General features: G+C 49.6%; 18 protein-coding genes. 9 read left to right on the forward strand and 9 right to left on the reverse strand.

Annotation, left to right across the window (positions count from 1 at the left end):
* Positions 1-6 precede the first annotated feature (6 nt).
* On the forward strand, positions 7-3,078 hold the full coding sequence (locus KVT36_RS20365; RefSeq protein WP_217605292.1) for an efflux RND transporter permease subunit: 3,072 nt from the start codon (positions 7-9) through the stop codon (positions 3,076-3,078).
* Positions 3,079-3,088: 10 nt separating this feature from the next.
* Positions 3,089-4,387, forward strand: a complete 1,299-nt coding sequence (locus tag KVT36_RS20370) for a TolC family protein (protein WP_217605293.1) — start codon at positions 3,089-3,091, stop codon at positions 4,385-4,387.
* Between the two features lie 16 nt (positions 4,388-4,403).
* On the opposite strand, the gene KVT36_RS20375 is transcribed toward KVT36_RS20370, so the two are convergent.
* The 4 genes from KVT36_RS20375 to msrB form a co-directional block, all read right to left on the reverse strand.
* Positions 4,404-4,943: an SRPBCC family protein gene (locus tag KVT36_RS20375; protein WP_217605294.1), complete on the reverse strand. Its 540-nt coding sequence runs from the start codon at positions 4,941-4,943 to the stop codon at positions 4,404-4,406.
* A 46-nt stretch (positions 4,944-4,989) separates the two neighbouring features.
* Positions 4,990-5,685, reverse strand: coding sequence for a hypothetical protein (locus KVT36_RS20380; protein ID WP_217605295.1), 696 nt, complete (start codon positions 5,683-5,685; stop codon positions 4,990-4,992).
* A gap of 142 nt (positions 5,686-5,827) precedes the next feature.
* Entirely contained in the window at positions 5,828-6,703 is an 876-nt protein-coding gene (locus KVT36_RS20385; RefSeq protein WP_217605296.1) for a LytTR family DNA-binding domain-containing protein, read from the reverse strand.
* A 267-nt stretch (positions 6,704-6,970) separates the two neighbouring features.
* Positions 6,971-7,525, reverse strand: a complete 555-nt coding sequence (gene msrB, locus KVT36_RS20390) for a peptide-methionine (R)-S-oxide reductase MsrB (protein WP_217605297.1) — start codon at positions 7,523-7,525, stop codon at positions 6,971-6,973.
* Between the two features lie 130 nt (positions 7,526-7,655).
* Between msrB and mutL the strand changes: the two genes are divergently transcribed.
* A complete protein-coding gene (gene mutL / locus KVT36_RS20395; protein WP_217605298.1) occupies positions 7,656-9,536 on the forward strand; it encodes a DNA mismatch repair endonuclease MutL in 1,881 nt (626 codons plus the stop codon).
* 39 nt (positions 9,537-9,575) lie between these two features.
* Here mutL and KVT36_RS20400 read toward each other — a convergent pair whose 3' ends face one another.
* Positions 9,576-11,039 carry a gluconokinase gene (locus KVT36_RS20400; RefSeq protein ID WP_217605299.1) on the reverse strand — a complete coding sequence of 488 codons (1,464 nt, stop codon included), beginning with the start codon at positions 11,037-11,039 and terminating at the stop codon, positions 9,576-9,578.
* Positions 11,040-11,132: 93 nt separating this feature from the next.
* Between KVT36_RS20400 and KVT36_RS20405 the strand changes: the two genes are divergently transcribed.
* From KVT36_RS20405 to KVT36_RS20420, 4 genes are all read left to right on the forward strand, one after another.
* The gene (locus KVT36_RS20405; RefSeq protein ID WP_217605300.1) at positions 11,133-12,872 is read left to right on the forward strand and encodes a GMC family oxidoreductase; all 1,740 of its coding nucleotides are present in this window, start codon (positions 11,133-11,135) and stop codon (positions 12,870-12,872) included.
* Between the two features lie 60 nt (positions 12,873-12,932).
* A complete protein-coding gene (locus KVT36_RS20410; protein ID WP_217605301.1) occupies positions 12,933-13,625 on the forward strand; it encodes a gluconate 2-dehydrogenase subunit 3 family protein in 693 nt (230 codons plus the stop codon).
* A gap of 94 nt (positions 13,626-13,719) precedes the next feature.
* Positions 13,720-15,168, forward strand: coding sequence for a Gfo/Idh/MocA family protein (locus tag KVT36_RS20415; protein WP_217605302.1), 1,449 nt, complete (start codon positions 13,720-13,722; stop codon positions 15,166-15,168).
* Between the two features lie 192 nt (positions 15,169-15,360).
* Positions 15,361-16,026 (forward strand): hypothetical protein, encoded by a 666-nt coding sequence (locus KVT36_RS20420; RefSeq protein ID WP_217605303.1) that lies wholly within the window; start codon positions 15,361-15,363, stop codon positions 16,024-16,026.
* Here the strand turns inward: KVT36_RS20420 and KVT36_RS20425 are convergent.
* The 3 genes from KVT36_RS20425 to KVT36_RS20435 form a co-directional block, all read right to left on the reverse strand.
* On the reverse strand, positions 16,023-17,351 hold the full coding sequence (locus KVT36_RS20425; protein ID WP_217605304.1) for a D-alanyl-D-alanine carboxypeptidase/D-alanyl-D-alanine-endopeptidase: 1,329 nt from the start codon (positions 17,349-17,351) through the stop codon (positions 16,023-16,025). The genes KVT36_RS20420 and KVT36_RS20425 overlap by 4 nt on opposite strands.
* Before the next feature lie 161 nt (positions 17,352-17,512).
* Positions 17,513-18,856, reverse strand: coding sequence for a Gfo/Idh/MocA family protein (locus KVT36_RS20430; RefSeq protein ID WP_217605305.1), 1,344 nt, complete (start codon positions 18,854-18,856; stop codon positions 17,513-17,515).
* 61 nt (positions 18,857-18,917) lie between these two features.
* Positions 18,918-19,889, reverse strand: coding sequence for an SUMF1/EgtB/PvdO family nonheme iron enzyme (locus tag KVT36_RS20435; RefSeq protein WP_217605306.1), 972 nt, complete (start codon positions 19,887-19,889; stop codon positions 18,918-18,920).
* 141 nt (positions 19,890-20,030) lie between these two features.
* On the opposite strand from KVT36_RS20435, the gene KVT36_RS20440 reads away from it, so the two are divergent.
* A complete protein-coding gene (locus KVT36_RS20440; RefSeq protein ID WP_217605307.1) occupies positions 20,031-20,960 on the forward strand; it encodes a hydroxypyruvate isomerase family protein in 930 nt (309 codons plus the stop codon).
* 117 nt (positions 20,961-21,077) lie between these two features.
* Here KVT36_RS20440 and KVT36_RS20445 read toward each other — a convergent pair whose 3' ends face one another.
* Entirely contained in the window at positions 21,078-21,518 is a 441-nt protein-coding gene (locus KVT36_RS20445; RefSeq protein ID WP_217605308.1) for a lipocalin family protein, read from the reverse strand.
* Between the two features lie 122 nt (positions 21,519-21,640).
* Here KVT36_RS20445 and KVT36_RS20450 point away from each other — a divergent pair, with 122 nt between their 5' ends.
* A complete protein-coding gene (locus KVT36_RS20450; RefSeq protein WP_217605309.1) occupies positions 21,641-21,994 on the forward strand; it encodes a phage holin family protein in 354 nt (117 codons plus the stop codon).
* Positions 21,995-22,004 lie beyond the last annotated feature (10 nt).

A 22,004-nucleotide genomic window follows, 5' to 3' on the forward strand; every position in this document is an offset into this window, starting at 1 on the left:
GTACACATGAACATTTCTGAACTGTCACTGAAGCGGCCCGTGCTGGCAACAGTGATGAACCTGTTGATCATTTTATTCGGCGTGATCGGGTATACCTTCCTGGCCGTACGTGATTACCCGGCCATTGATCCGCCGGTGATCACCGTTACCACCGCCTATACCGGCGCTAACCCGGATGTAATAGAAAGCCAGATCTCCGAACCGCTGGAAAAACAGATCAACGGTATTCCCGGTATCCGCACTATCAGCTCTACCAGCTCATTAGGCAGCAGCTCCATTACCGTGGAGTTTAATTTAGGGATCGACCTGGAAGCTGCGGCCAGTGATGTGCGCGACAAAGTAAGCCAGGCCACCCGCAGCCTGCCCCTGGATATTGATGCCCCGCCCGTAGTAACCAAGGCCGATGCCAACAGTGATCCAATACTGATACTGGCCGTGCAAAGCCGCACCAAAAGCCTTATGGAGCTGAGCGACTATACGGAGAATGTGCTGCAGCAACAGCTCCAAACCATTGACCAGGTAAGCGCCGTAAACGTGTTCGGTTCCAAAAACTACGCCATGCGTATTTGGCTGGACCGTGATAAAATGAACGCCTACGGCATTGCCTATAATGATATAAGTACTTCGCTGAATAATGAGAATGTGCAGCTGCCCGCCGGTAAAGTGTATGGCAACAATACAGAGCTTACCATTAATACCCTGGGCCGCCTTACTACTGAAAAAGATTTCCGTGATCTTATTTTAAAGGAAGACAGCACCGGCATAGTACGCCTCAGCGATATAGCCCGTGTGGAGCTGGGCCCGCAGGTGGAGGAGCAAAGCTGGAAATACAACGGCGTAAATGCAATTGGCCTGGCCATTATTCCTCAACCTGGCGCCAACAATATTGCCATTGCCGATGAATTTGATAAACGCCTGGCAGCCATTAAAAAAGCCAACAAGGCGGATATTGAATTTAGTGTGCTGGTAGATAATACCCGCATCATCCGCCAGTCGCTGGCAGAGGTGCAGGAAACCCTCATCATTGCTTTTGCGCTGGTGGTGCTGGTGATCTTTTTCTTTTTCCGTAACTGGCTCATCGCACTGCGCCCCTTAATAGATATTCCCATCTCGCTGATAGCTACCTTTTTTGTGGTGTATGTAGCCGGGTTCACCATCAACATACTTACCCTGCTGGGTATTGTGCTGGCCACGGGTTTGGTGGTGGATGACGGTATTGTGGTAACGGAAAACATTTTCCGCAAAATGGAGCAGGGTCTCAGCATCCGCAAAGCCGCGCTGGAAGGCAGTAAGGAAATATTCTTTGCCGTTATCTCCACCTCCATTACACTGGCAGTTGTATTTATGCCCGTGCTTTTCCTGCAGGGGTTTGTAGGCCGCCTGTTCCGCGAGTTTGGCGTGGTGCTGGCAGCAGCCGTGCTGATCTCCGCCTTTGTATCCCTTACCATTACGCCGGTGCTGAATGTGTACCTCACGCGTAAAAAAGCCGGCCATGGCTGGTTATACGATAAAACAGAACCCTTTTTCCAGGGCATGGAAAACGGTTATCACAAACTGTTAAAAGGTTTTATGCAGGTACGCTGGCTTGCCTGGGTTATGATCGGGGTATGCGGCATTATTATCTGGTTAATATTACGCAGCATACAAAGTGAGATAGCGCCGCTGGAAGACCGTAGCAGCATCCGTTTTAGCGTAACCCTGCCGGAGGGCGCCAGCTTTAACTATACACAGGATGTAACGGATAAGATTGCTAACTACCTGCTGGACTCTATTCCGGAACGTGATTTTGTTTTTGCCCGCACACCGGGTGGCAACGGCACGGTTATGAACACCTCCCAGCCCCGTATTGGCCTGGTACCCCCGCATGAAAGAAGCCGCAGCCAGAACGATATTACTATGGACCTTCAGCAAAAGCTCCGCCGCTTTAATGATGCCCGCATTTTTGCCATCCAGGAACAAACCATTGCCGTAGGCTCCGGCTCCAAAACCAGCCTGCCCATACAGTTTGTGCTGCAGAACCAGGACCTGAACAAGCTGAAAACAGTGATCCCGGAATTTTTGGAAGCGGCCCGTAAGGATAAAACATTCTCCAATGTGGATGTGGACCTGAAGTTTAATAAACCGGGTGTGGAGATCAGCTTTGACCGTATGAAAATAAAAGACCTGGGCCTTTCCACCAATGATGTGGTATCTGCCATGCAGGCCGCCTTTAGTGGCGGCCGTATGGCCTACTTCATTATGAACGGCTACCAGTATTATGTAATAGCGCAAATGGAAAGGGGCCAGCGTAATACGCCGCTGGATATCAGCAATATTTATGTGCGTAATAAGTATGGCGATAATATTCCGCTGGAATCGGTAGTGCATGTAGTGCCCAACACCAGCCCCTCTACCCTGTATCACTTTAACCGCTATAAGGATGCTACTATTTCCGCATCCCTGGCCCCGGGCCGTACTATTGGAGATGGTATCAAGGCCATGCAGGGCATTGCCAATAAGCTGCTGGATCCCAGCTTCCATACCTCGCTGGCAGGCTCCTCCCGCGACTATGCGGAAAGCTCTTCCAACATCGTATTTGCTTTTTCACTGGCGCTGGTGCTCATATACCTGGTGCTGTCCGCGCAGTTTGAAAGTTTTATAGATCCGCTCACCATTATGCTTACCGTGCCGCTGGCCTTAGCCGGTGCATTACTGAGCCTGTGGGTGTTCCATCAAACCCTCAATATATTTTCTGAAATAGGGATGATCATGCTCATAGGGCTGGTAACCAAGAATGGTATATTGATCGTAGAGTTCACCAACCAGAAACGGGAGCTGGGCATGTCTAAGATGGATGCGGTAATAGAAGCAGCCTCCCAGCGTTTACGTCCCATTTTAATGACCAGCCTTGCTACCTCCTTAGGTGCGCTGCCCATTGCCATGAGCCTGGGCGCCGCCTCTACCAGCCGCATTCCGCTGGGTATAGTAGTGGTGGGCGGTATTTTATTTTCACTGATACTTACGCTGTTTGTGATACCAGCCGTATACACCTTTGTATCCGGCAAGCACAAAGCGCATGTAACAGTTATCAATGATTAATGTATTAAGCATGAAGCAGTTTTTTTTATACGGCTGTATGGTATTGCTCCCGGGTTTATTACAGGCGCAAACCCTCACCCTGCACGATGCTGTGGCTATAGCGCTGCAGAACAGCTTAGGCATACAGATAGCAAAGAACAATGTAGCCGCCGCAGACATTTATAACAGCTATGGTATAGCCGGCGGCCTGCCGCTGGTAACCGCCAGCGGATCGGACCAGGAGCAAAGCACCAGCATTAAACAGGAGTATGCCAACCCGGCTAATAATAAAAGCAGCAGCAATGCCTCTTCCAACAGCCTGTCGGCCTCATTAAACGCCTCCATGTTATTGTACAATGGTAGCCGGGTACAGAACGCGCGTAAAAGGTTAGGTACCATAGAAGCGCAGAACCAGCAGGTACTTAGCTCCCGCGGGTTGATGGTAGCCTATAATGTAATGTTGCGGTATTATGATATTATCCGTCAGCAAAGTTATGCCGGCACGCTGGCCACCTCCATTACCGTAAGCCGGCAGAAGCTGGATATTGTAAAGGCGCAGCAAAGCGCAGGCGTAGCAAATAATGCAGATCTTTTCCAGGCCCAGGTAGACCTGAACACACAAATACAAAACTTACAGGCGCAGCAGCTGGTAATAGACCAGGCTAAAACAGACCTGCTAACCTTACTCACTTTAAAACCTGATTCCACCGTTACCATACAGGATACTATCCTGGTGGATAAAAATATGGAGCTGGGTACAGTGCTCAATGCCATTTCATCTAACCCGGATATTACGGCGGCCGATGAGCAGGTGGCTATTAATGAATACCTGGAAAAGGAAACAGCTGCGCAACGTTACCCCTCCCTCAGCGCAAATGCAGGTTATAACTTCAGCCATACCAAAAATGCCGCAGGCTTTTCCCTGCTGAACCAGAGCTATGGCCCCTTTGCAGGTGTTGGGGTAAGCATTCCTATTTTTAATGGCAGCATTTACAAAAAGCAGCAGCAGGTGGCAGACATTAACATAAAAAATGCCCGCCTGCAAAAAGATACGCTTACGCTTAACTATACTTCCAATACCATTAAGAACTGGCAGGCATATAATAATAACCTGCAGCAGCTGGAAACAGCCAAGGATAATTACGACCTGTCCGGCAAATTACTGGCCCTGGTGCTGCAGCGTTTTCAGCTGAAACAGGCTACTATTGTGGATGTAAAAAATGCGCAGGAAAGTTTTGAGAATGCAGGTTACCTGCTGGTGAATGTAAGCTTCTCTGCCAAGGCAGCAGAGCTGCGGTTAAAATGGTATGCGCATAATTTGCAGTATTAAAAGCATCCGCTAATTGTCAATACTGCATTGTATCTGCCTCCGCCTGTTTTTTAAGGGCGGCCAGCCCGGCATCGTAATCCCTTTCCAGGGAACCTCTTAGTAACAAACTGATTACATTCAGCGGACGGGGAAATTCACTGTCCACCCCCCAGATAACAACGGTCTGGCCTTTATCTTCCTTCAGGTGAAAGAACACATCTGCAGTAGATTTGGAAGGGCCGGCAAAGCTCAGTTTTTGCCGCACCTTTTTATAGGGTTCCAGCTGCAGGTGTTCCAGCTTTCCTTCACCTACTTTTTCACCCTGCCAGCTATCCACCGCACCCACAGTACCATCCTGCCCGGTAATAGTATACTGCGCAGCGCTATCCAGCTTACCCCAGGCATTCCATTGGTTAAAGTTTTTGAACAGCACAATGTGCTGCCATACAGTGGCTTGCGGGGCATGAATGGTAATGGTACGTTCCATATGCAGGTGGGTAGGCGCTGCAAATAAAATGATGACGGCCGCCAGCAGCGCCACACCGGCGATCCCTAACAGTACTTTAATAACTTTCATTACGGCAAGGGTTTGGTGATGCCGGTAAGATACACTTTTTCCCTTGCTACCTTACTGCCGCCGGCACAGGTGTTTCCGTTGCAGCAATTTGCTTATTGAATTTACGTTTGTACTTGTTTATAGTAAGCGTGATCAGCGTAACGCCTATGATCACGGGCACTGTCCACACCATAAGGCCCGGCAAAAAATGTACATTCACCACCATAAAGGCTGTTACCGCTGCCACATAGGCCCCGCACATACCGCCAATATGCGTGTACAGCCATTGCTGTTTGTCTTTAGGCGGAATAATAAAATGCTTTATATCACCCCCGGCTATCCAGATACCCAGCAGGCCAAAAAATACAGCTACCGTGTGGATGTAAGTACTGTGGGTAACTAAATGGCTGGCGCCCCAGGTAAGCAGGCCGGTATTAAAAATTACACCTACCCCGTTAATCAAATAATCCGGCCAGGCCATGCGCCGCCCTTTATATAACTCCTTCAGATACAGGGCCCGGTAACCGCGCAGCAGCAGGTGATAGCTGAAAAAGGCTACCATCAGCAAAAAGGTAAGCCCTTTCATGAGCGACATAACCAGGGCCGTAATAAATACCAATGTCATGGCTGCAAAAAAGGCTTTGCCGCCTGCCCGGTGCCTGCTTTTTCCCTTGGCTGCCAGTATGGCTGCCAGGCCGGTAATAAGGGAAAGGGTGCCGCCAATAATGTGTAATACCAGTGTAACAGTGAAGATTTTTTCCATGATCGTATGCTTTGATGCAAAGTTGTAACAAAGCCTTACGGCCATAAAATGCAAGGGGTCAATGGGAAGGTAAATGGGGCCAATGGGAGCGGGTGGGGTGAATGGGAAGGGTAAATGGGCAGATGGGAAAGCGCGCAGGGGCTTACAACCGCTCCCGTATTTCCTGGTGCAGGCTGCGGGATACCGGTACCCAATCGCCCGTATGGGCCAGCTGCAATTTATACCCCTGGGCATTGCCACTTACTTCTGTTACATGATCCAGGTTTACCAGAAAGGTGCGGTGGCAGCGGAAGAATTGCGGATACCCCTCCAACCCGGTGGCAGCCCTTTTCAGAGAGCTGCGCAGCATGGTTTGTTTTACAATACCTTTTTCAAGATGGTACACTTTTATATAATTATCCGCAGCAGCTATGTATAATAACTGCTCAGGGTTCAGCTGCAAACCATCGCCACCCTGTTCTGCCATTAGCTGCACGGTAGCTTCCATAGGCGTGCCCGGCGCGGGCGCGGGTGTTTCAGGATGTTTTCTTTCTTGCACCTGCGCGTCCAGGGTGCTGGCTTCTGCGGCATATTTCTTTTGCAGCTTTAGCTGGGTGTACATGGTCCACAGGGACACGGGCAGCACGCCTACTACCAGGGTCACTACCTGGAACCAGATCACGGAGGATACGGTAAAAGAAGTATGCAGGTACCAGGCGGAAAATACCAGGTTGCCCAGGCCGATCAGGAAAACATCCGTAATTATTACAAATATTTCCCGCCCTACCGTCCAGGAAGCTTCCCGGAAATAAGCCGGCATCAGCAATGGGCTGATCCATATTTCCAGGAATATAACCCCAAAGGTTACCAGCCCAAAACCGCCGGCTGCCCGCAACATACGGCCCTGCTCCAGCTCCCCCAGCCCAAATGGGCGGAAAATGTACAGGAACAGAGCTATAAATACCCCATAAACCAGTGGGGTAATTATTTTGCTCCCGGCAGTGGCTAACGGGTACGGCTGTTGTAAAAATTTAAACATGGGCGGCTGCTATGCAGCAAAAATAGTATTTCCGTTGGGGCAGGTAGCAAAAATGAGGGTAAATAACATGGCGATGGCAGTAAAGCCGCTTACGGAGGTTTAGCTTATGCACAGCAGTAATGCAACTGGCAGCGGCAGAGCGGTATGCACCGGTAGCTCAGCTGCTAAACCAATGGTTATTAATGATCGTTGTAAAAAAAGAAAGCCGGCCTTTTAAGACCAGCTTCCCATTTATTTATTCCGGTGCTGATGCCTCAGCGCTGCCGGTTATTCTTTTTTGTCCTTATAATTTTTATCCGCTTCCTGCGCTTTGTCAAAATCCAGTATCACGGAGTTTATGCAGTACCGCAGGCCGGTAGGCGGCGGGCCATCATCAAACACATGCCCCAGGTGGGCTTTACAGCGGCCGCACATTACCTCTGTGCGCTGCATGCCGTGGGTATTGTCCGGCGCATAGATCACACTGGTTTTTGTAAGCGGCTGAAAAAAGCTGGGCCATCCGCAGCTGCTTTCAAACTTGGCGTCTGATACAAACAGCGGATTACCGCAGGCCGCGCAGTAATAGGTGCCCTTTTCCTTGCTGTTCCAGTACTTACCGGAAAAAGCCCATTCCGTGCCTTTTTCACGCGCAATATTATATACCTCAGAGGGTAGCATCTTTTTCCACTCGTCGTTGCTGATGTTCACCTTCGACGAATCTGTACGGGAGTACACTTCATTCTTTTTATCTTCCATAGCTGATTTTTTTTCGGGTTGCTGTGAGTAGGAACAATGGCTGAACAGAATGGCTAAACCCAATATCATCAAACTTCGTACGCTCATTATTATGTTGGTTTAGATATATTTTTTTGGACACTGAAGTTACACACATTTTATGTTATAATCCTGTTATAAAATGCCCGCTGGGGCTTGGCATTATAATTCCTAACTTTACGGCAAAAGGGATTTACGCGTGGCCGATATCATTAACTTACTACCAGACAATATAGCCAATCAGATAGCCGCCGGGGAAGTGATACAACGCCCTGCCTCTGCCGTAAAGGAGCTGCTGGAAAATGCGGTGGATGCCGGTGCAACTGAAATACAGCTCATTGTGCGTGATGCAGGTAAAGAGCTGGTGCAGGTAATTGACAATGGTAAAGGCATGAGCGAAACAGATGCCCGCATGTGTTTTGAGCGTCATGCCACCTCCAAAATAAAAACTATTAACGATCTGTTCGAGATCCGCACCATGGGTTTCCGGGGCGAAGCCCTCGCTTCCATTGCCGCCGTAGCGCAGGTGGAGATGAAAACCCGCCAGCCCGATTCGCCCATTGGCACCTGTATAGAAATAGATAACAGCGTGGTGCGCAAACAGGAGCCCTGCCAAACAGCCGCAGGTACTTCCATTTGCATGAAGAACCTGTTCTTTAACGTGCCCGCCCGCCGCAACTTCCTGAAAAGCAATGCCGCAGAAATGCGCCACATAGTAGATGAGTTCATCCGCGTGGCCATGGCCTACCCACAGCTGCAGTTCACCTTTACCAGCAATAACCAGCAGGTATTTTACCTGGAAAAAGGCTCGCTTAAACAACGCATTATTGCCATTTTAGGGCAGCATTATAACGCAAAGCTGGTAACAGTAAAAGAAACTACGGATTATGTGAACATACACGGTTTTGTAGGTAAGCCGGAAACGGCTAAAAAAACCCGGGGCGATCAGTTCTTTTTCGTAAACAACCGCTTTATTAAAAGCCCCTACCTGCACCATGCCATTATGAATGCATTCTCTGAAATGCTGCCGGCCGACAGCTTTCCGCTGTATGTGCTGTACATAGACCTGGACCCGGCTCATGTGGATATTAACGTGCACCCAACCAAACAGGAAATAAAGTTCGACGACGAAAAGATCCTGTACGCCTTTGTACAATCTGCCGTAAAACATGCGCTGGCCCAGTTTAACGTTACCCCCACCCTGGATTTTGACCTGGACCCGGGTATTCAGCAGCTGGATGCGGTGAACAAACCATTCACAGAACAGCAGCAGGAACGTTCCACCGGCAGCTCCCTGTACAAAACTTTTACCCAGGCCCACCAGGCCCATGTAATTGATAAAAGCAGCAACAGTAATCTTAAACACTGGAAAGACCTGTACGAGATAGGCAAAACAGATATGCCGGCCCAAAATACCGGCCTGGCGCCCATACCGGACACGCCTGCTTTTGTGAACCGCCCCTCCACGGCCACCATGATAGATGACCGCTGGCAGGATACTACTATTGATCAGAAAGTACCGGTACAGGTGCACCAGCAATACATTCTTTCACAAATAAAATCCGGGTTTATTCTTATAGACCAGCATGCCGCACATGAGCGTATCTTATATGAACGCTACCTGCGCGCCCTGCAGGATAAACCAATGCCCACCCAGCAAAGCCTTTTCCCGCAAACACTGCAGCTGCTACCGGCCGATGCTGCGCTGATCGCAGAAATGCTGCCTGACCTGCAGGTATTGGGGTATGATATGGAACCTTTTGGCAACCATACCTTTGTGGTACGTGGCACACCGGCAGATATACAAAGCGGTAATGAGCAGGCCAGCATTGAAGGGCTGCTGGAACAGTTCAAACATTTCAGCGCTGAGCTGAAGGTGAACAAACGAGAGCAGCTGGTGCGCTCCATGGCCCGCAACAGCGCTATACCCGCCGGCAAAAGCCTGGGCGCCCGCGAAATGCAGAATATTATTGATGAACTGTTTGCATGCAGCATGCCCAATATATCACCGGGTGGTAAATACACTTATGTATCATTTAAGCTGGCCGACCTGGTGAGAATGTTTGAGAGAGGGAATTAACTATGTGTGCCAGACCTTAAAGGGTTGGCACACATTGAACTACAGCTGGTGCATTATATCTTTTAACCGCTCATACACCAGCCCATATAGCTGGTAATGTTTTTTATAAATATCAGCACCTTCCGTCCGCGGCATAAACACCTGTGCTTCTGTTTCCGGCAATCCTTTAAAGGGTATATCTAAAGCCTCATACCCCATCATACCTGCACCAATAGCCGATGCATCATTCTGCTGCCCCAGGTGCATAGGCTGCTGAAAAATATCTGCTATCAATTGTATCCATCCCGGTGAAGCTGTAAACCCGCCGCTCACTGCTATCTGCTGTATAGGTCCCGCAGCTTCCTGCAGCGCGTTGAAAATACTTAACAACCCAAATGCAACACCTTCCATGGCCGCACGCATAAAATGCATGGCCGTATGCTGCGGCTGCACGCCAATAAAAGCGCCGCGTGCATGCCCGTCCCACACCGGCGCACGTTCGCCTAACAAATAAGGCAAACAAATTAATCCGCCCACGCCAGGTTCCAGCTGCAATGCCTGCGTTATATAAGTATCCAGGTCAGCCTGCGGCTGCTGCAAAAAATCGCGGGTAAACCATTGCAATACATTACCGCCATTATTCAATGGTCCGCCGGTGATATAATGATCTGCATCCAGCACATAATTAAAGATCCGCTGCTGCTCATCCCTTACCGGTTTTGCTGTAGCAATGCGGAACGCACCGCTGGTAGCTATGGTAAGCGTAGCGTGGCCCGGCGCTAAGGCCCCGCTGCCCAGCTGTGCCAGGCAGCCATCGCTGGCGCCAATAACAAAAGGTGTATCAGCCGGTATACCCAATTCTTGTTTTAAGCCGCGTAATATATAATGGGCAGGCACGGGCTGCGGTAGCTGCGCCGCTGTAATACCCGCTATCTCTAAGGCCTGCGGACTCCATTGCAGGGCATGTATATCAAACAGCCCCGTAGCAGATGCAATGGAATGATCCACTACATACACACCAAACAAATGGTATAGTACATACTCCTTAATACCTACCCACCACTTTGTTTGTGCAAATAAGTCTGGTGCATGCTGGCGCAGCCAGGTTATTTTGCACAGGGGCGTCATGGGATGCACCGGTACGCCGGTTTGATGATATAATGCTTTACCTTGTGTAGTAGGCGCCAGCACATCTGCAACCGATTGACTTCTGTTATCGGCCCATATGATCAAAGGCGTTAAAGAGCTGCCATCCGCATCCAGCGCCATTATGCTGTGCATAGCGCTGCTGAAACAAATTCCTGATGGCGGTTGTTTCATTTGCTGTGTTACCTGGCGTATACCCTGGGTTACCGCCCGTAAAATATCATCCGGGTGTTGCTCACTATGCCCTGGTTCCGGTTGTTGTGTTGTATATGCTTGCTGGTAAAGGGCCTGCACACGGCCATCTGGCAGCAAAGCTATTACTTTGGTGCTACTGGTGCCAATATCCACACCGATCATGTATTTTAATCCGCTATTCATACCGTAAATGGTTCTCAAAATAAAAAACACCTTTCATTTCCTAGCTTTAATTTATAGATTTAAAGCCTTTAAAAGTTAAATCACACCACGTATATGGCATTGGAGATCAAGCAAAAAGGAAAGGTCTATGACGTATGTATCGTAGGTTCCGGAGCCGGGGGCGGCATGGCCGCTAAAGTACTATCAGAGGCTGGCCTCAAGGTAGCGCTGCTGGAAGCCGGGCCTAAATATGATCCGGCAGACCCGGAGCAGGCCACTCAGCTCAAATGGCCCTGGCAGTCCCCCCGCAGGGGCGCCTCTACTACCCGTCCCTTCGGCGATTTTGATGCAGCCTATGGCGGATGGGAAATAGATGGTGAGCCGTATACTACTAAAGACGGTACTTCATTTGACTGGTTCCGCTCCCGTATGGTGGGCGGACGTACCAATCACTGGGGCCGCATTTCACTGCGCTTTGGCCCGCGCGATTTCAAACACAAAAGTGTGGATGGCCACGGCGACGACTGGCCCATCTCTTACGATGATGTAAAACCCTTTTATGACAGGGTAGATAAAATGATCGGTGTGTTTGGCTCTAAAGAGGGCATTCTTAATGAGCCGGATGGCTACTTTCTGCCTCCGCCAAAACCACGCCTGCATGAGCTCATGATCAAACAGGCCGGCGATCGTTTAAACATTCCCGTAATACCTGCACGCTTATCCATATTAACACGCTCTGTAAATAAGGATCGCGCCCCTTGTTTTTTCTGCAGCCAGTGTAACCGCGGTTGTACCGTGTATGGGGATTTTTCTTCCTCATCCTGTCTGGTAAAACCAGCCATGAAATCCGGGCATGTAGACCTGTACACCGGCGCCATGGTGCGTGAAGTGCTTACAGACGATAGCGGTAAAGCTACCGGCGTTTCTTATGTTGATAAATCGGATCTGCAGGAATATGAAGTAAAGGCCCGCGTAGTAGTGCTGGCAGCCAGCGCCTGCGAATCAGCCCGTTTGCTGCTCAACTCTAAATCTGCCCGTTTCTCCAATGGCCTGGCCAATGGCAGCGGCGTGGTAGGTAAATATTTACATGACAGCACCGGCGCCTCCCGCGGCGGTTTTATACCCAAGCTGATGGACCGCAAACGCTATAATGAAGATGGCGTAGGCGGCATGCACGTGTATATACCCTGGTGGCTCGATAATAAAAAGCTGGATTTTGCCCGCGGTTACCATGTGGAATTAGGCGGTGGTATGCACATGCCTATGTATGGTTTTGGTTTTGGTATGGAACGCCTCAATGGCAAGTACGGCGGCGCTGATGGTAAAATGAAGGATGCCGGTGGTTACGGCGCCGGGCTTAAAAATGACTACCGCCGCTTCTTTGGTGCTACCATTGGTTTTGCCGGCCGTGGCGAATGTATTGCCCGTGAAGATAACTACTGTGAAATAGATCCCAGCGTAGTGGATAAATTTGGTATTCCTGTGCTGCGCTTCAATTACACCTGGAGCGAGCATGAGATCAACCAGGCCAAACACATGCAGGATACTTTTGAACAGCTGATCCATGAAATGGGAGGTATAGCCCTGGGCCAGAAAGCCGGTGCAGATACTATGTACGGGCTGGAAACACCAGGCCGTATTATTCACGAAGTAGGTACCACCCGCATGGGCGATGATCCTAAACGCTCTGTGGTGAACAAGTTCAACCAGGCGCACGAGGTAAAGAACCTGTTTGTGGTAGATGGCGGACCTTTTGTGTCACAGGCAGATAAAAATCCTACCTGGACCATCCTGGCCCTGTCACTGCGTGCCTCTGAATACATTGTATCTGAATTAAAGAAACAAAACATTTAACGGTGAAGTACCAACGTTGATCACAAAGCGTTGCACGTTTCACAAATAAAATTCAAACGTATGGATAGAAGAGAGTCCCTGAAAGCATTAGCCGTTGGGTCCTTATCTGTAGGCGCCATTCTTACCGGCTGTGATGATAAAAAGGTAAAGGAAGATAATAAGAAGCCGGGCGGCGAGGATGCGGACGTGTATGGCCGCACGCCGGAAGAAAAAGAACGCGATAAAAAACTGAAGGCAGACAAATATTTCACCGATGCGGAAATGAAAACCATTACCGTGCTCACGGCCCTCATTATCCCGGCGGATGAACATTCCGGCAGCGCTGCTGATGCCGGCGTACCCGCCTTCATAGAATTTACGGTAAAAGATCAGCCCCGCCACCAGCTGCCCTTACGCGGCGGCCTGCGCTGGCTGGATGTATATTGTCTGAAACACTATAACAAATCCTTTGTGGATTGCAGTAAAGAACAGCAAACCGCTTTGCTGGATCATATTGCCTATCCCGAAAAAGCCACGCCGGAATTTAGCCAGGGCGTAGCGTTCTTTACCCTGATGCGCAACCTTACCGCCACCGGTTTTTATACCAGTGAGCTGGGTGTTAAAGACCTGGGGTATGTAGGCAACCGCCCCAATGAATGGGATGGCGTGCCGGAAGATGTATTGAAACAATACGGGCTGGCATACGAAGAAAAAATGTTACCCGTTTATCTGAAAATTGAAGACCGGGGCAAACTTATGACCTGGGAAGATTAATATTATCCAATACAAGTGAGCCTCCTCACACGCCATGCACGTCATTGACATTTGACTATATTTCTTTTATCTTGTTTTAAAACTTTTCTTACTCATGGTCCAGGAAAAAAATAACCAGGGAGACAGTGTTTCCCGCAGATCTTTTCTGAAGAACGGGGCGCTTACCGCCGCCGGTTTTATGATCGTTCCACGTCATGTACTCGGCGGTAAAGGATATACCGCCCCCAGTGATCGCCTGCGTATAGCCGGTATAGGTGTAGGTGGTAAAGGAGAAAGCGATATCAATGAATTCTCCAAAGGCCCTGCTGACATTGCCTTCCTTTGCGATGTGGATGAGCGCCGTGCTGCCAATTCCGTTAAACGTTTCCCGAAAGCCAAATTCTATAAGGATTTCCGGAAAATGCTGGAAAAAGAGCACAAGAATATTGATGCCGTATCCGTATCCACCCCGGATCACACGCATGCCGTAGCCGCTATGGCCGCCATGCAGCTGGGCAAGCACGTATATGTGCAAAAACCGCTTACGCATGATATTTATGAAGCCCGTATGCTTACCCAGGCAGCCAACCGCTATAAAGTGGTAACGCAAATGGGTAACCAGGGTTCCTCCGGCGATGGTGTACGCCAGCTGATGGAATGGCACCAGGCCGGCCTGGTAGGCGATGTGCATACCGTATATTGCTGGACAGACCGCCCCGTATGGCCCCAGGGTATTCCCTGGCCTGCTGCCAAAGCAGAAGTGCCTAAGGAGCTGGATTGGGACCTGTGGTTAGGTACCGCCCCCGCTAAAGATTATATAGATAAGCTGGTGCCCTTTAACTGGCGCGGCTGGTGGGATTATGGTACCGGCGCTATCGGCGATATGGGTTGCCATATTATTGAACCGCCTTTCCGCGTGCTGGACCTGGGCTACCCTACCGCAGTAGAGTGTAGCGTAGGCAGCGTGTATGTAGATGAGTTCAAACGCGGCTATTTCCCGGAAAGCTGCCCGCCCTCTTCCCACGTAACGCTCAAGTTTGCCGGTAAGAACGGTAAAGAAGTTACTATGCACTGGATGGACGGCGGCATACAGCCGGAACGTCCGGAAGAGCTGGGCCCTAACGAAAGAATGGGCGACGGTGGTAACGGCGCCCTGTTCATAGGCACCAAGGGTAAAATGATGTGCGGCACCTATGGCATGTTCCCAAGCCTGCTGCCCACCTCCAAAAATACCCAGGTAAATATTCCGCAAACCATTGCCCGCGTACCGGAAGGTCACTACCAGCAGTGGGTAAATGCGGCTATTGCCGGTTATAACAGCCCTAAGGCAAAAGCCCTCAGCTCCCCCTTCTCCATAGCAGGTCCCTTAACAGAAACCGTGCTGATGAGCAACCTGGCCATCCGCAGCTATGACCTGAAGAAGGAAATTGAAGGCAAAACCACCTTCCCGGGCCGCTACATTAAGCTGCTGTGGGACGGTCAGAACATGAAGGTCACCAACTTTGACGATGCCAACCAGTTTGTGAAGCGTACTTACCGCGGCAACTGGAGCCTGGGCGTTTAAGTCCGGAGTTTACATTTATATAAATGTGCGGATGTACAAGGGCTTTCCCTGTATAATCCGCACATTTTCTTTTATTTATGCCCAACCTTTACCCCGCCTTCGCCTGTCATATTAAAATAATAGTACCAGAGTTTTCGTTTAAGTACCGTAGGTTAGCTATTTTTATACTATCAATCCATATCCTAGCATTCTATGGCGCAAAAATACTTTTGGTTATTAGCCGTGTCAGGCGCTTTACTTTTATGGGCCTGTAAAAAGGAAGTGAGCCGCGAGAGCGCAGCTCCCCCGCCCGTAGCAAGCACCTGTAGTTATGCGCCTTACACCGCAGGCTCCACTTACGATTTTGTTAATACGAATAGCCGCAACGTGCTGGATAGCAACTTCTTTACCGTAACCGTTACCGGGGATAGCACCATTAACGGGCTAACTTTCAGAAAGCTCAGCTCCGATACCGCCACCACCTACGACCGCTGCGATGGGAATGGTAATTACTACCAGATGGTAAAGGGTATTTCCTTTGAAGGCTATAGCGCAGACAGCGTGGTAACGCTTTACCTGAAAGATAATGTGAATGCCGGCGCCAGCTGGAATGATACGGCTACCGTTAAAAAAGGAACAGATGAACAAAAGGTGATGCTTACCTACACCGTTACTCAAAAAGGTGTGCAAAAAACCGTTGCCGGCCTGGATTTTACAAACGTGATCACCGTAACGCTCAGCGCTTCTGTTAAGTTCCTGGGCACTACCATTCCATTAGGTACGGTAGCTACCAACTATTATGCGGAGGGTATTGGCCTCATAGAAATAGACCAGCAGGATGATACTACCCGCCTGCTTAAATACAACATTAACCGTTAATTATTATTCCTTACTTCCGTTAAAAAGCGCTCAACTGCACGCCGCACAGCCGTGCTGGTGCCGTTATGGTTATTTACCAGCACGCTGAATACCAGTGTTTTCCCTTTCTTTGTTACCAGGTATCCGCTTAAAGCTACACACCCGCTAAGGGTACCGGTTTTGGCATGCACAAACTGCTCTTTATAATAATTACGCAGCGTGCCTTTGCCCCCGGTTGGGAAAATGGCCCACAGCCTTTCTTCCGGGTATTGTTTGTGCATAATGGTCAATACGCTCACAAAATCCCGCGGGCTAAACAGGTTGTAGCGGGAAAGCCCGGAACCATCTACCCATTCCGGCTTATCCGGCAGGTTTTGCAGGTATTGCTGCTTTACATAGTCAATTACTTTTGGGGTGCTGATGGTATCCCATTTTCTGGCGCTGCTCATCATCAGCGTTTGTTCTGCAAAAAAGTTATCGCTGCGGTGCATCATGGGCGTAAAAAGGGAATCTACGGGGCGGCTGTACAGCGTAGTAAATGCTTTGGCATTTACTGCAGGCATTTGTTCCGCCACGGTTACGGGCTTGTGCAGGGTATCCTGCAGGCGCTGGGCCAGGTCCTGCAGCGTGCCGGTAATATAGGGCACTTCTGCCAGCAGCAGGGCCGTATCCCGTTTTGCATATTGCAGGGAAAAGGTGTTGCTGCGTTCGTCCCTCTCCGTTAGGGCTTCGCTGAGCGTATCATTTACCCGCCAGGAAAAATGCCCGCCATAGGAAAAGGCTGGTGGCGTAATGCTAATGGTATCCCGGTGGTGTTTAATACGGGCCACGTTGCCATACACGGGCCACTCATTCAGCTCCGGCTGGTAATAATCCGCATAGTCGCTCCAGCTCCAGCCCGGCCCAAAACGTTTATTGACAATCACGCCTGGTACCAGCACAATGCGTTTATCCGTGCGGGTAAGCAGGTCCATAGCCGGTTGTGAAATATAGTCCGGGTGCAAAAAAGAGGGATCGCCCATACCTTTTACATACAGCACACTGTCTGTTTCCAGGTACTTTAGCGCAGGCAGGCTATCGCCCAGCATTTGCAGGCCGGTAAATAAGGTGAATATTTTGGTGTTGGAGGCAGGGGTAAAATATTTATTATCCTGGTACCGGTACCAGTACTCCTGTTTGGCAGGGTCGTAAATGCAAATACCTACATGTGCCTGGTTCAGCGGCTGGCTGCTTAGTAATTCCTGCGCCCCTTTACGGAGGTTGCTGTGCTGCGCCCACAGGGGTTGTGCGCAAAAGAGGGTAAGGCACAGGAGAGCGGTACATTTTAGCGGATGCTTGATCTTCATAACGGTAAAATAATAGTTCGTGAGGGTTAGCGCAAAAAAAAGATGGCGGACGGTAGCCCATCGTCTGTACTTCCCCAAAAACCAATGGTCCACCGCCTTCACCCGTTTTCCTTTAACAGCAATGAAAGCAATGGACCATCAGCCATGGACTATGAACCTCTTTAACTAAAATACTTCGTTTGCCCCGGTTTGGCATACGCGTAAAATCCTTCAGCATCCGGCATTACCGGCGGCTTGGCATCAAACGCATAGGTTTCCGGCTGCAGGTTTAAATTAGAATGCAGCGCTTTATCCCAGGGAATAATTTGCCCGGAGTAAGTGGCCAGGCGGCCTATAATGGCAGTTAAGGTGGTTTGCGCACCGCGTTCTGCATCCCAGAATTTATACTCTCCTTTGGCTACGGCTGCAAACAGCTCATCGTGCTCTGTTTGATAGGGGTTGTTTTCCTGTTTTTTATCAAACTGGTACAATGTTTTGCCTTTGTAATCCTGTATCAGGCCTTTATCGCAAATAATACGGCCCTTGGTGCCAATGATCTCTTCATCTACCCGGCTGGCACTGTCTTTCCAGTGTCGGCACTGGCTGTTCATTACAATACCATCATCATAGCGGTATTCCACATAATGGTGGTCATAGATCTCACCGGTATCCTTACCCGTACGTACGGCCCGGCCGCCCATACCCACCGCTGTGGCGGGGGTAGCGCCTTTAAACCAGTTGCCTACGTCAATGTTGTGAATATGCTGCTCCACAATATGATCGCCGCACAGCCAGTTAAAGTAATACCAGTTGCGCATCTGGTACTCCATTTCCGTGTATTCCGGTTTGCGGGGGCGTATCCATAAAGCACCCTGGTTCCACCATACCTGCATGGAAAGAATATCGCCTATCATGCCGTCCTGCACGCGTTTGTACAGCTCCCGGTAAGAGTTCTGGTACCGGCGTTGCAGGCCTACTACTACGTTCAGCTTTTTTGCTTTTGCCTTTTCCGCAGCTGCCAGCACCCGCTGTATGCCAGCAGGGTCGGTAGCTACCGGTTTTTCCATAAAAATATGTTTGCCCTGGTTCACCGCTTCTTCAAAATGTATGGGGCGGAAACCCGGCGGCGTAGCCAGTATCACTACATCGGCCAGGGGAATGGCTTTTTTGTAGGCATCAAACCCGGTGAATTTATTTGCGTCCGGCACTTTCAGGCGGTCACCCTTCCCTTTTTCTTCCAGGGCTTCCTTAATATTATTGTAGCTGTCGTTCAGGCGGTCGGGGAAAGCATCCGCCATGGCTATCAGCTCTACATTTTCTTTGGTGCTCAGCGCCTGGGTGGCGGCACCGGTACCACGGCCACCACAGCCTATCAGCACTATTTTGATGGTGTCTTTAGCGCCGGAAAAATAATTGGCGTGAGAGAGCATGGGCATAGCCAGCAGGCCGCCAGCCAATAGGGTGGATTGTTTCATAAAATCCCGGCGGTTCTGTGCGTGGAATGTTTGTTTTTTTTCGTTTTCCATAAATCTTTGACGGTTTTTTAGTTGGGAGTAAGAAATAGGAAGTCAGAGGTGCTTCATTTACTTATCTCGCTCCAATATATTTATCTAATACCTCTGCAAAAAATTGCGCTGCTTCTTCTTTGGTAGGCTGCTTAACGGGGCGCACTATACGAAAACCAATAAACGGCGCATCTGCATTCCACCATTTGCTTTTAGGGATCTGCGGGTCACGGCGGTTCCAGTCCGGGTCGGACTTCAGGCGTGCTGCGCTGCGTACATGCGCTGCATCATCCTGGTAGTTGCCGCCTTTAATAGTGCGCGGTGTTTTGGCAGTGGGCTTGGTCCAGGGGTCTGTAGCGGCGGCATGTTCCAGGTACTGCGGATCATATTGGTCCAGTGTCCATTCAGCCACATTGCCCAGCATATCATACAGGCCAAAACCATTAGGCTGCAGCTCTCCTACTTTATGATATTTTCCTTCGCTGTTATCTGCATACCAGGCAAATCTTTTCAGCTCTCCGGCATCATCCCCAAAGGGATAGGCTGTGGCTGCGCCGGCGCGGCAGGCATATTCCCATTCTGCTTCTGTAGGCAGGCGGTAAAATACCCCGGTTTTTATATACAGCCAGCGGCAGTACATCAAGGCGCCATACTGGCTCATACTGTTGGCCGGAAAACCGCCGCCTTTGCCCATGCCCAGGGTAAGATCAATGTAGGGCGGGCTGGGACGTGTCATTCCATCAGGTATGGGCGTTTTATCTTTCTCCGCATCGGCATATACATCATATTCATCAAAGGTAACCTCATGCGCGCCCATCCAGAACGGGGCAATGGTTACTTTCTTTTGCGGGCCCTCATCTGCTGCACGGCCTTTTTCTGCAGCCGGGCTGCCCAGTGTAACGGTGCCACCGGGTATGGGTACCATTTTAAAGGAAACATCAGTGCCGGGAAGCTTTTCTTCGTACGTTTTAAAATTAGCATCGCCGGGCGTTTGCGCCAGTACAGGTTGTGCTAACAATGCTATCAGAGCCAGTGCGGTCAATTTTTTTTCCATGGAATTTTAGCGTGGTTGGGTGAATTTATTAAATCCGTTAGTGGAATCCAATACTAATTTTTCAGCAGGTTAGTATTTCCATCTAAAACCTATTAAATTTAATACCTCATAAAAGCATCACCCTTAACCCTCCTAAACGTTATGGAAAGAAGAACCTTCCTGCAACAAGGTACCCTGGCCGGTATATCGGCCCTGGCTTTTGGCGGCGCACAGGCAGCCGGTAAAACCGCTAATGGCATAACAGCGCCGGCAGCAGAAAAAACTTTTAACATGAACTATGCGCCGCATGATGGTATGTTCAAGAACAGCGCCGGCGACGATTTCCTGGACCAGATCCGGTTCATGCATGACCAGGGTTTCCGTTCCATTGAAGATAATGGCATGTTGAAAAGAGAGCCTGCCATGCAGGAAAAGATCGGCAACCTGCTGGCTAAGCTGGGTATGCAGATGGGCGTATTTGTAATTGACAGTGGCGATAACTGGAAAATATCCCTCACCACCGGCAAGCAGGAATTTGTGGATACCTTTTTAAAAACCTGCAAAGCCTCCCTGGATACGGCCAAACGCTGTAATGCCAAATGGGCTACCGTAGTACCCGGCTTTTTTGAACGCAAGCTGCCTATTGGCGTGCAAACCGGCCACGTGATAGATGCCCTGCGCCGCGGTGCAGAAATACTGGAGCCACAGGGCCTGGTAATGGTGCTGGAACCGCTGAGCGATACGCCGGAGCTGTTCCTGCGCACCGCCGATCAAACCTACGAGATCTGCCGGGCGGTGAACAGCCCCTCCTGCAAAATACTCTATGATATTTACCATATGCAGCGCAATACCGGCCACCTGATACCCATGATGGATATGTGCTGGGACGAAATTGCCTACATACAGATCGGCGATAACCCCGGCCGTAAAGAGCCCGGCACCGGTGAGATCAACTATAAGAACATTTTTAAACACCTGCACGAAAAGGGCTACAAAGGCGTGCTGGGTATGGAGCACGGTAATTCCGGGCAGGGTAAGGAAGGAGAGCTGGCTGTAATAAAAGCCTACCGCGATAGCGATAACTTTCTCTGATCTTAGATTTGGAGGAACACTCCGCTCCGGGCAAATCTGAAATCGTAAATCTAAAATAGAAAAGGATGGGCTTGCGCTCCATCCTTTTTTCATTTTTACTATAGAAAACTTGGCAGTTTACTTTTTTAAATAGAAGTATTCCTTACTGTAGTTACCATTCCCAAAATCCGTATCCGTAGAGGAAAGTACCAGCTGCGTACTGTTTAAGGTCACAATATTCACCTGCTGCGGCACGCTGCCATTGTTGCTCAGCTCCAGCGTTTGGGCATTCACCAGCATATAGGTGCCGGTAACCGTAGTATCATTCAGGTTGGAAGAGAATTTCCCCTCCTGCTGAAAAGTAATATAAGTGTTAGCTGGATTTTCCACATCCAGGGTGTCTACAGATATCAGCTGGTTTTGCTTGTTAAACAGGGAATCAATGCCTACCTCAAATCGCCAGGTACCCGCAATTACGGAGTTATCCGGCCCCTCTTTATCATCATCTTTACTACAGGCCGCAAAAGCAATTGTGATTGTACCGGCCATTGCCAGTAACCAGGTAAATGGTTTTCGCATACACATATGGTTTATTAAATACAAAAATAATATGTTTGCCTGGAAGTTCGCCTTTCCGGCTGTTACGTTTACGTCATGTTTTATAACGCTATTTTCTTAACTTTCTGTATAAATATCTGTTTATGAACTTTTTGATCCGCCTGCTGGTAAGTGCACTAGCCGCCATGGTCACCGCTTACCTGCTGCCCGGGGTTAAGATAGATAATTTCTTAACGGCGCTCATACTGGCCTTTGTGCTGGCTATCCTGAACCTGCTGGTACGCCCCGTGCTGGTGATCCTTACCCTGCCGGCCACGGTAGTTACCCTGGGCCTGTTCCTGCTGGTTATTAATGCTGTTATTATTTTACTGGCCGCACGCCTGGTATCCGGTTTCCGGGTAGAAGGTTTCTGGTGGGCTTTGCTGTTCAGTATTGTTATGACCGTGGTCAACAGCATTATGCACAGCCTGGCAAGCGGGGATAATGACCGGGATTGATTTTAATTAC

Origin of the sequence: Chitinophaga sp. GbtcB8 (assembly GCF_019091455.1) — a bacterium.
Classification (GTDB): domain Bacteria; phylum Bacteroidota; class Bacteroidia; order Chitinophagales; family Chitinophagaceae; genus Chitinophaga.

Coding starts and splice junctions, on each gene's coding strand:
- KVT36_RS20450 (WP_217605309.1), top strand. CDS start 21,641: ATGAACTTTTTGATCCGCCTGCTGGTAAGTGCACTAGCCGCCATGGTC.
- KVT36_RS20380 (WP_217605295.1), bottom strand. CDS start 5,685: ATGGAAAAAATCTTCACTGTTACACTGGTATTACACATTATTGGCGGC.
- msrB (WP_217605297.1), bottom strand. CDS start 7,525: ATGAGCGTACGAAGTTTGATGATATTGGGTTTAGCCATTCTGTTCAGC.
- KVT36_RS20410 (WP_217605301.1), top strand. CDS start 12,933: ATGGATAGAAGAGAGTCCCTGAAAGCATTAGCCGTTGGGTCCTTATCT.
- KVT36_RS20415 (WP_217605302.1), top strand. CDS start 13,720: ATGGTCCAGGAAAAAAATAACCAGGGAGACAGTGTTTCCCGCAGATCT.
- KVT36_RS20440 (WP_217605307.1), top strand. CDS start 20,031: ATGGAAAGAAGAACCTTCCTGCAACAAGGTACCCTGGCCGGTATATCG.
- KVT36_RS20405 (WP_217605300.1), top strand. CDS start 11,133: ATGGCATTGGAGATCAAGCAAAAAGGAAAGGTCTATGACGTATGTATC.
- KVT36_RS20435 (WP_217605306.1), bottom strand. CDS start 19,889: ATGGAAAAAAAATTGACCGCACTGGCTCTGATAGCATTGTTAGCACAA.
- KVT36_RS20400 (WP_217605299.1), bottom strand. CDS start 11,039: ATGAATAGCGGATTAAAATACATGATCGGTGTGGATATTGGCACCAGT.
- KVT36_RS20430 (WP_217605305.1), bottom strand. CDS start 18,856: ATGGAAAACGAAAAAAAACAAACATTCCACGCACAGAACCGCCGGGAT.
- KVT36_RS20425 (WP_217605304.1), bottom strand. CDS start 17,351: ATGAAGATCAAGCATCCGCTAAAATGTACCGCTCTCCTGTGCCTTACC.
- KVT36_RS20375 (WP_217605294.1), bottom strand. CDS start 4,943: ATGAAAGTTATTAAAGTACTGTTAGGGATCGCCGGTGTGGCGCTGCTG.
- KVT36_RS20385 (WP_217605296.1), bottom strand. CDS start 6,703: ATGTTTAAATTTTTACAACAGCCGTACCCGTTAGCCACTGCCGGGAGC.
- KVT36_RS20365 (WP_217605292.1), top strand. CDS start 7: ATGAACATTTCTGAACTGTCACTGAAGCGGCCCGTGCTGGCAACAGTG.
- KVT36_RS20420 (WP_217605303.1), top strand. CDS start 15,361: ATGGCGCAAAAATACTTTTGGTTATTAGCCGTGTCAGGCGCTTTACTT.
- KVT36_RS20370 (WP_217605293.1), top strand. CDS start 3,089: ATGAAGCAGTTTTTTTTATACGGCTGTATGGTATTGCTCCCGGGTTTA.
- KVT36_RS20445 (WP_217605308.1), bottom strand. CDS start 21,518: ATGCGAAAACCATTTACCTGGTTACTGGCAATGGCCGGTACAATCACA.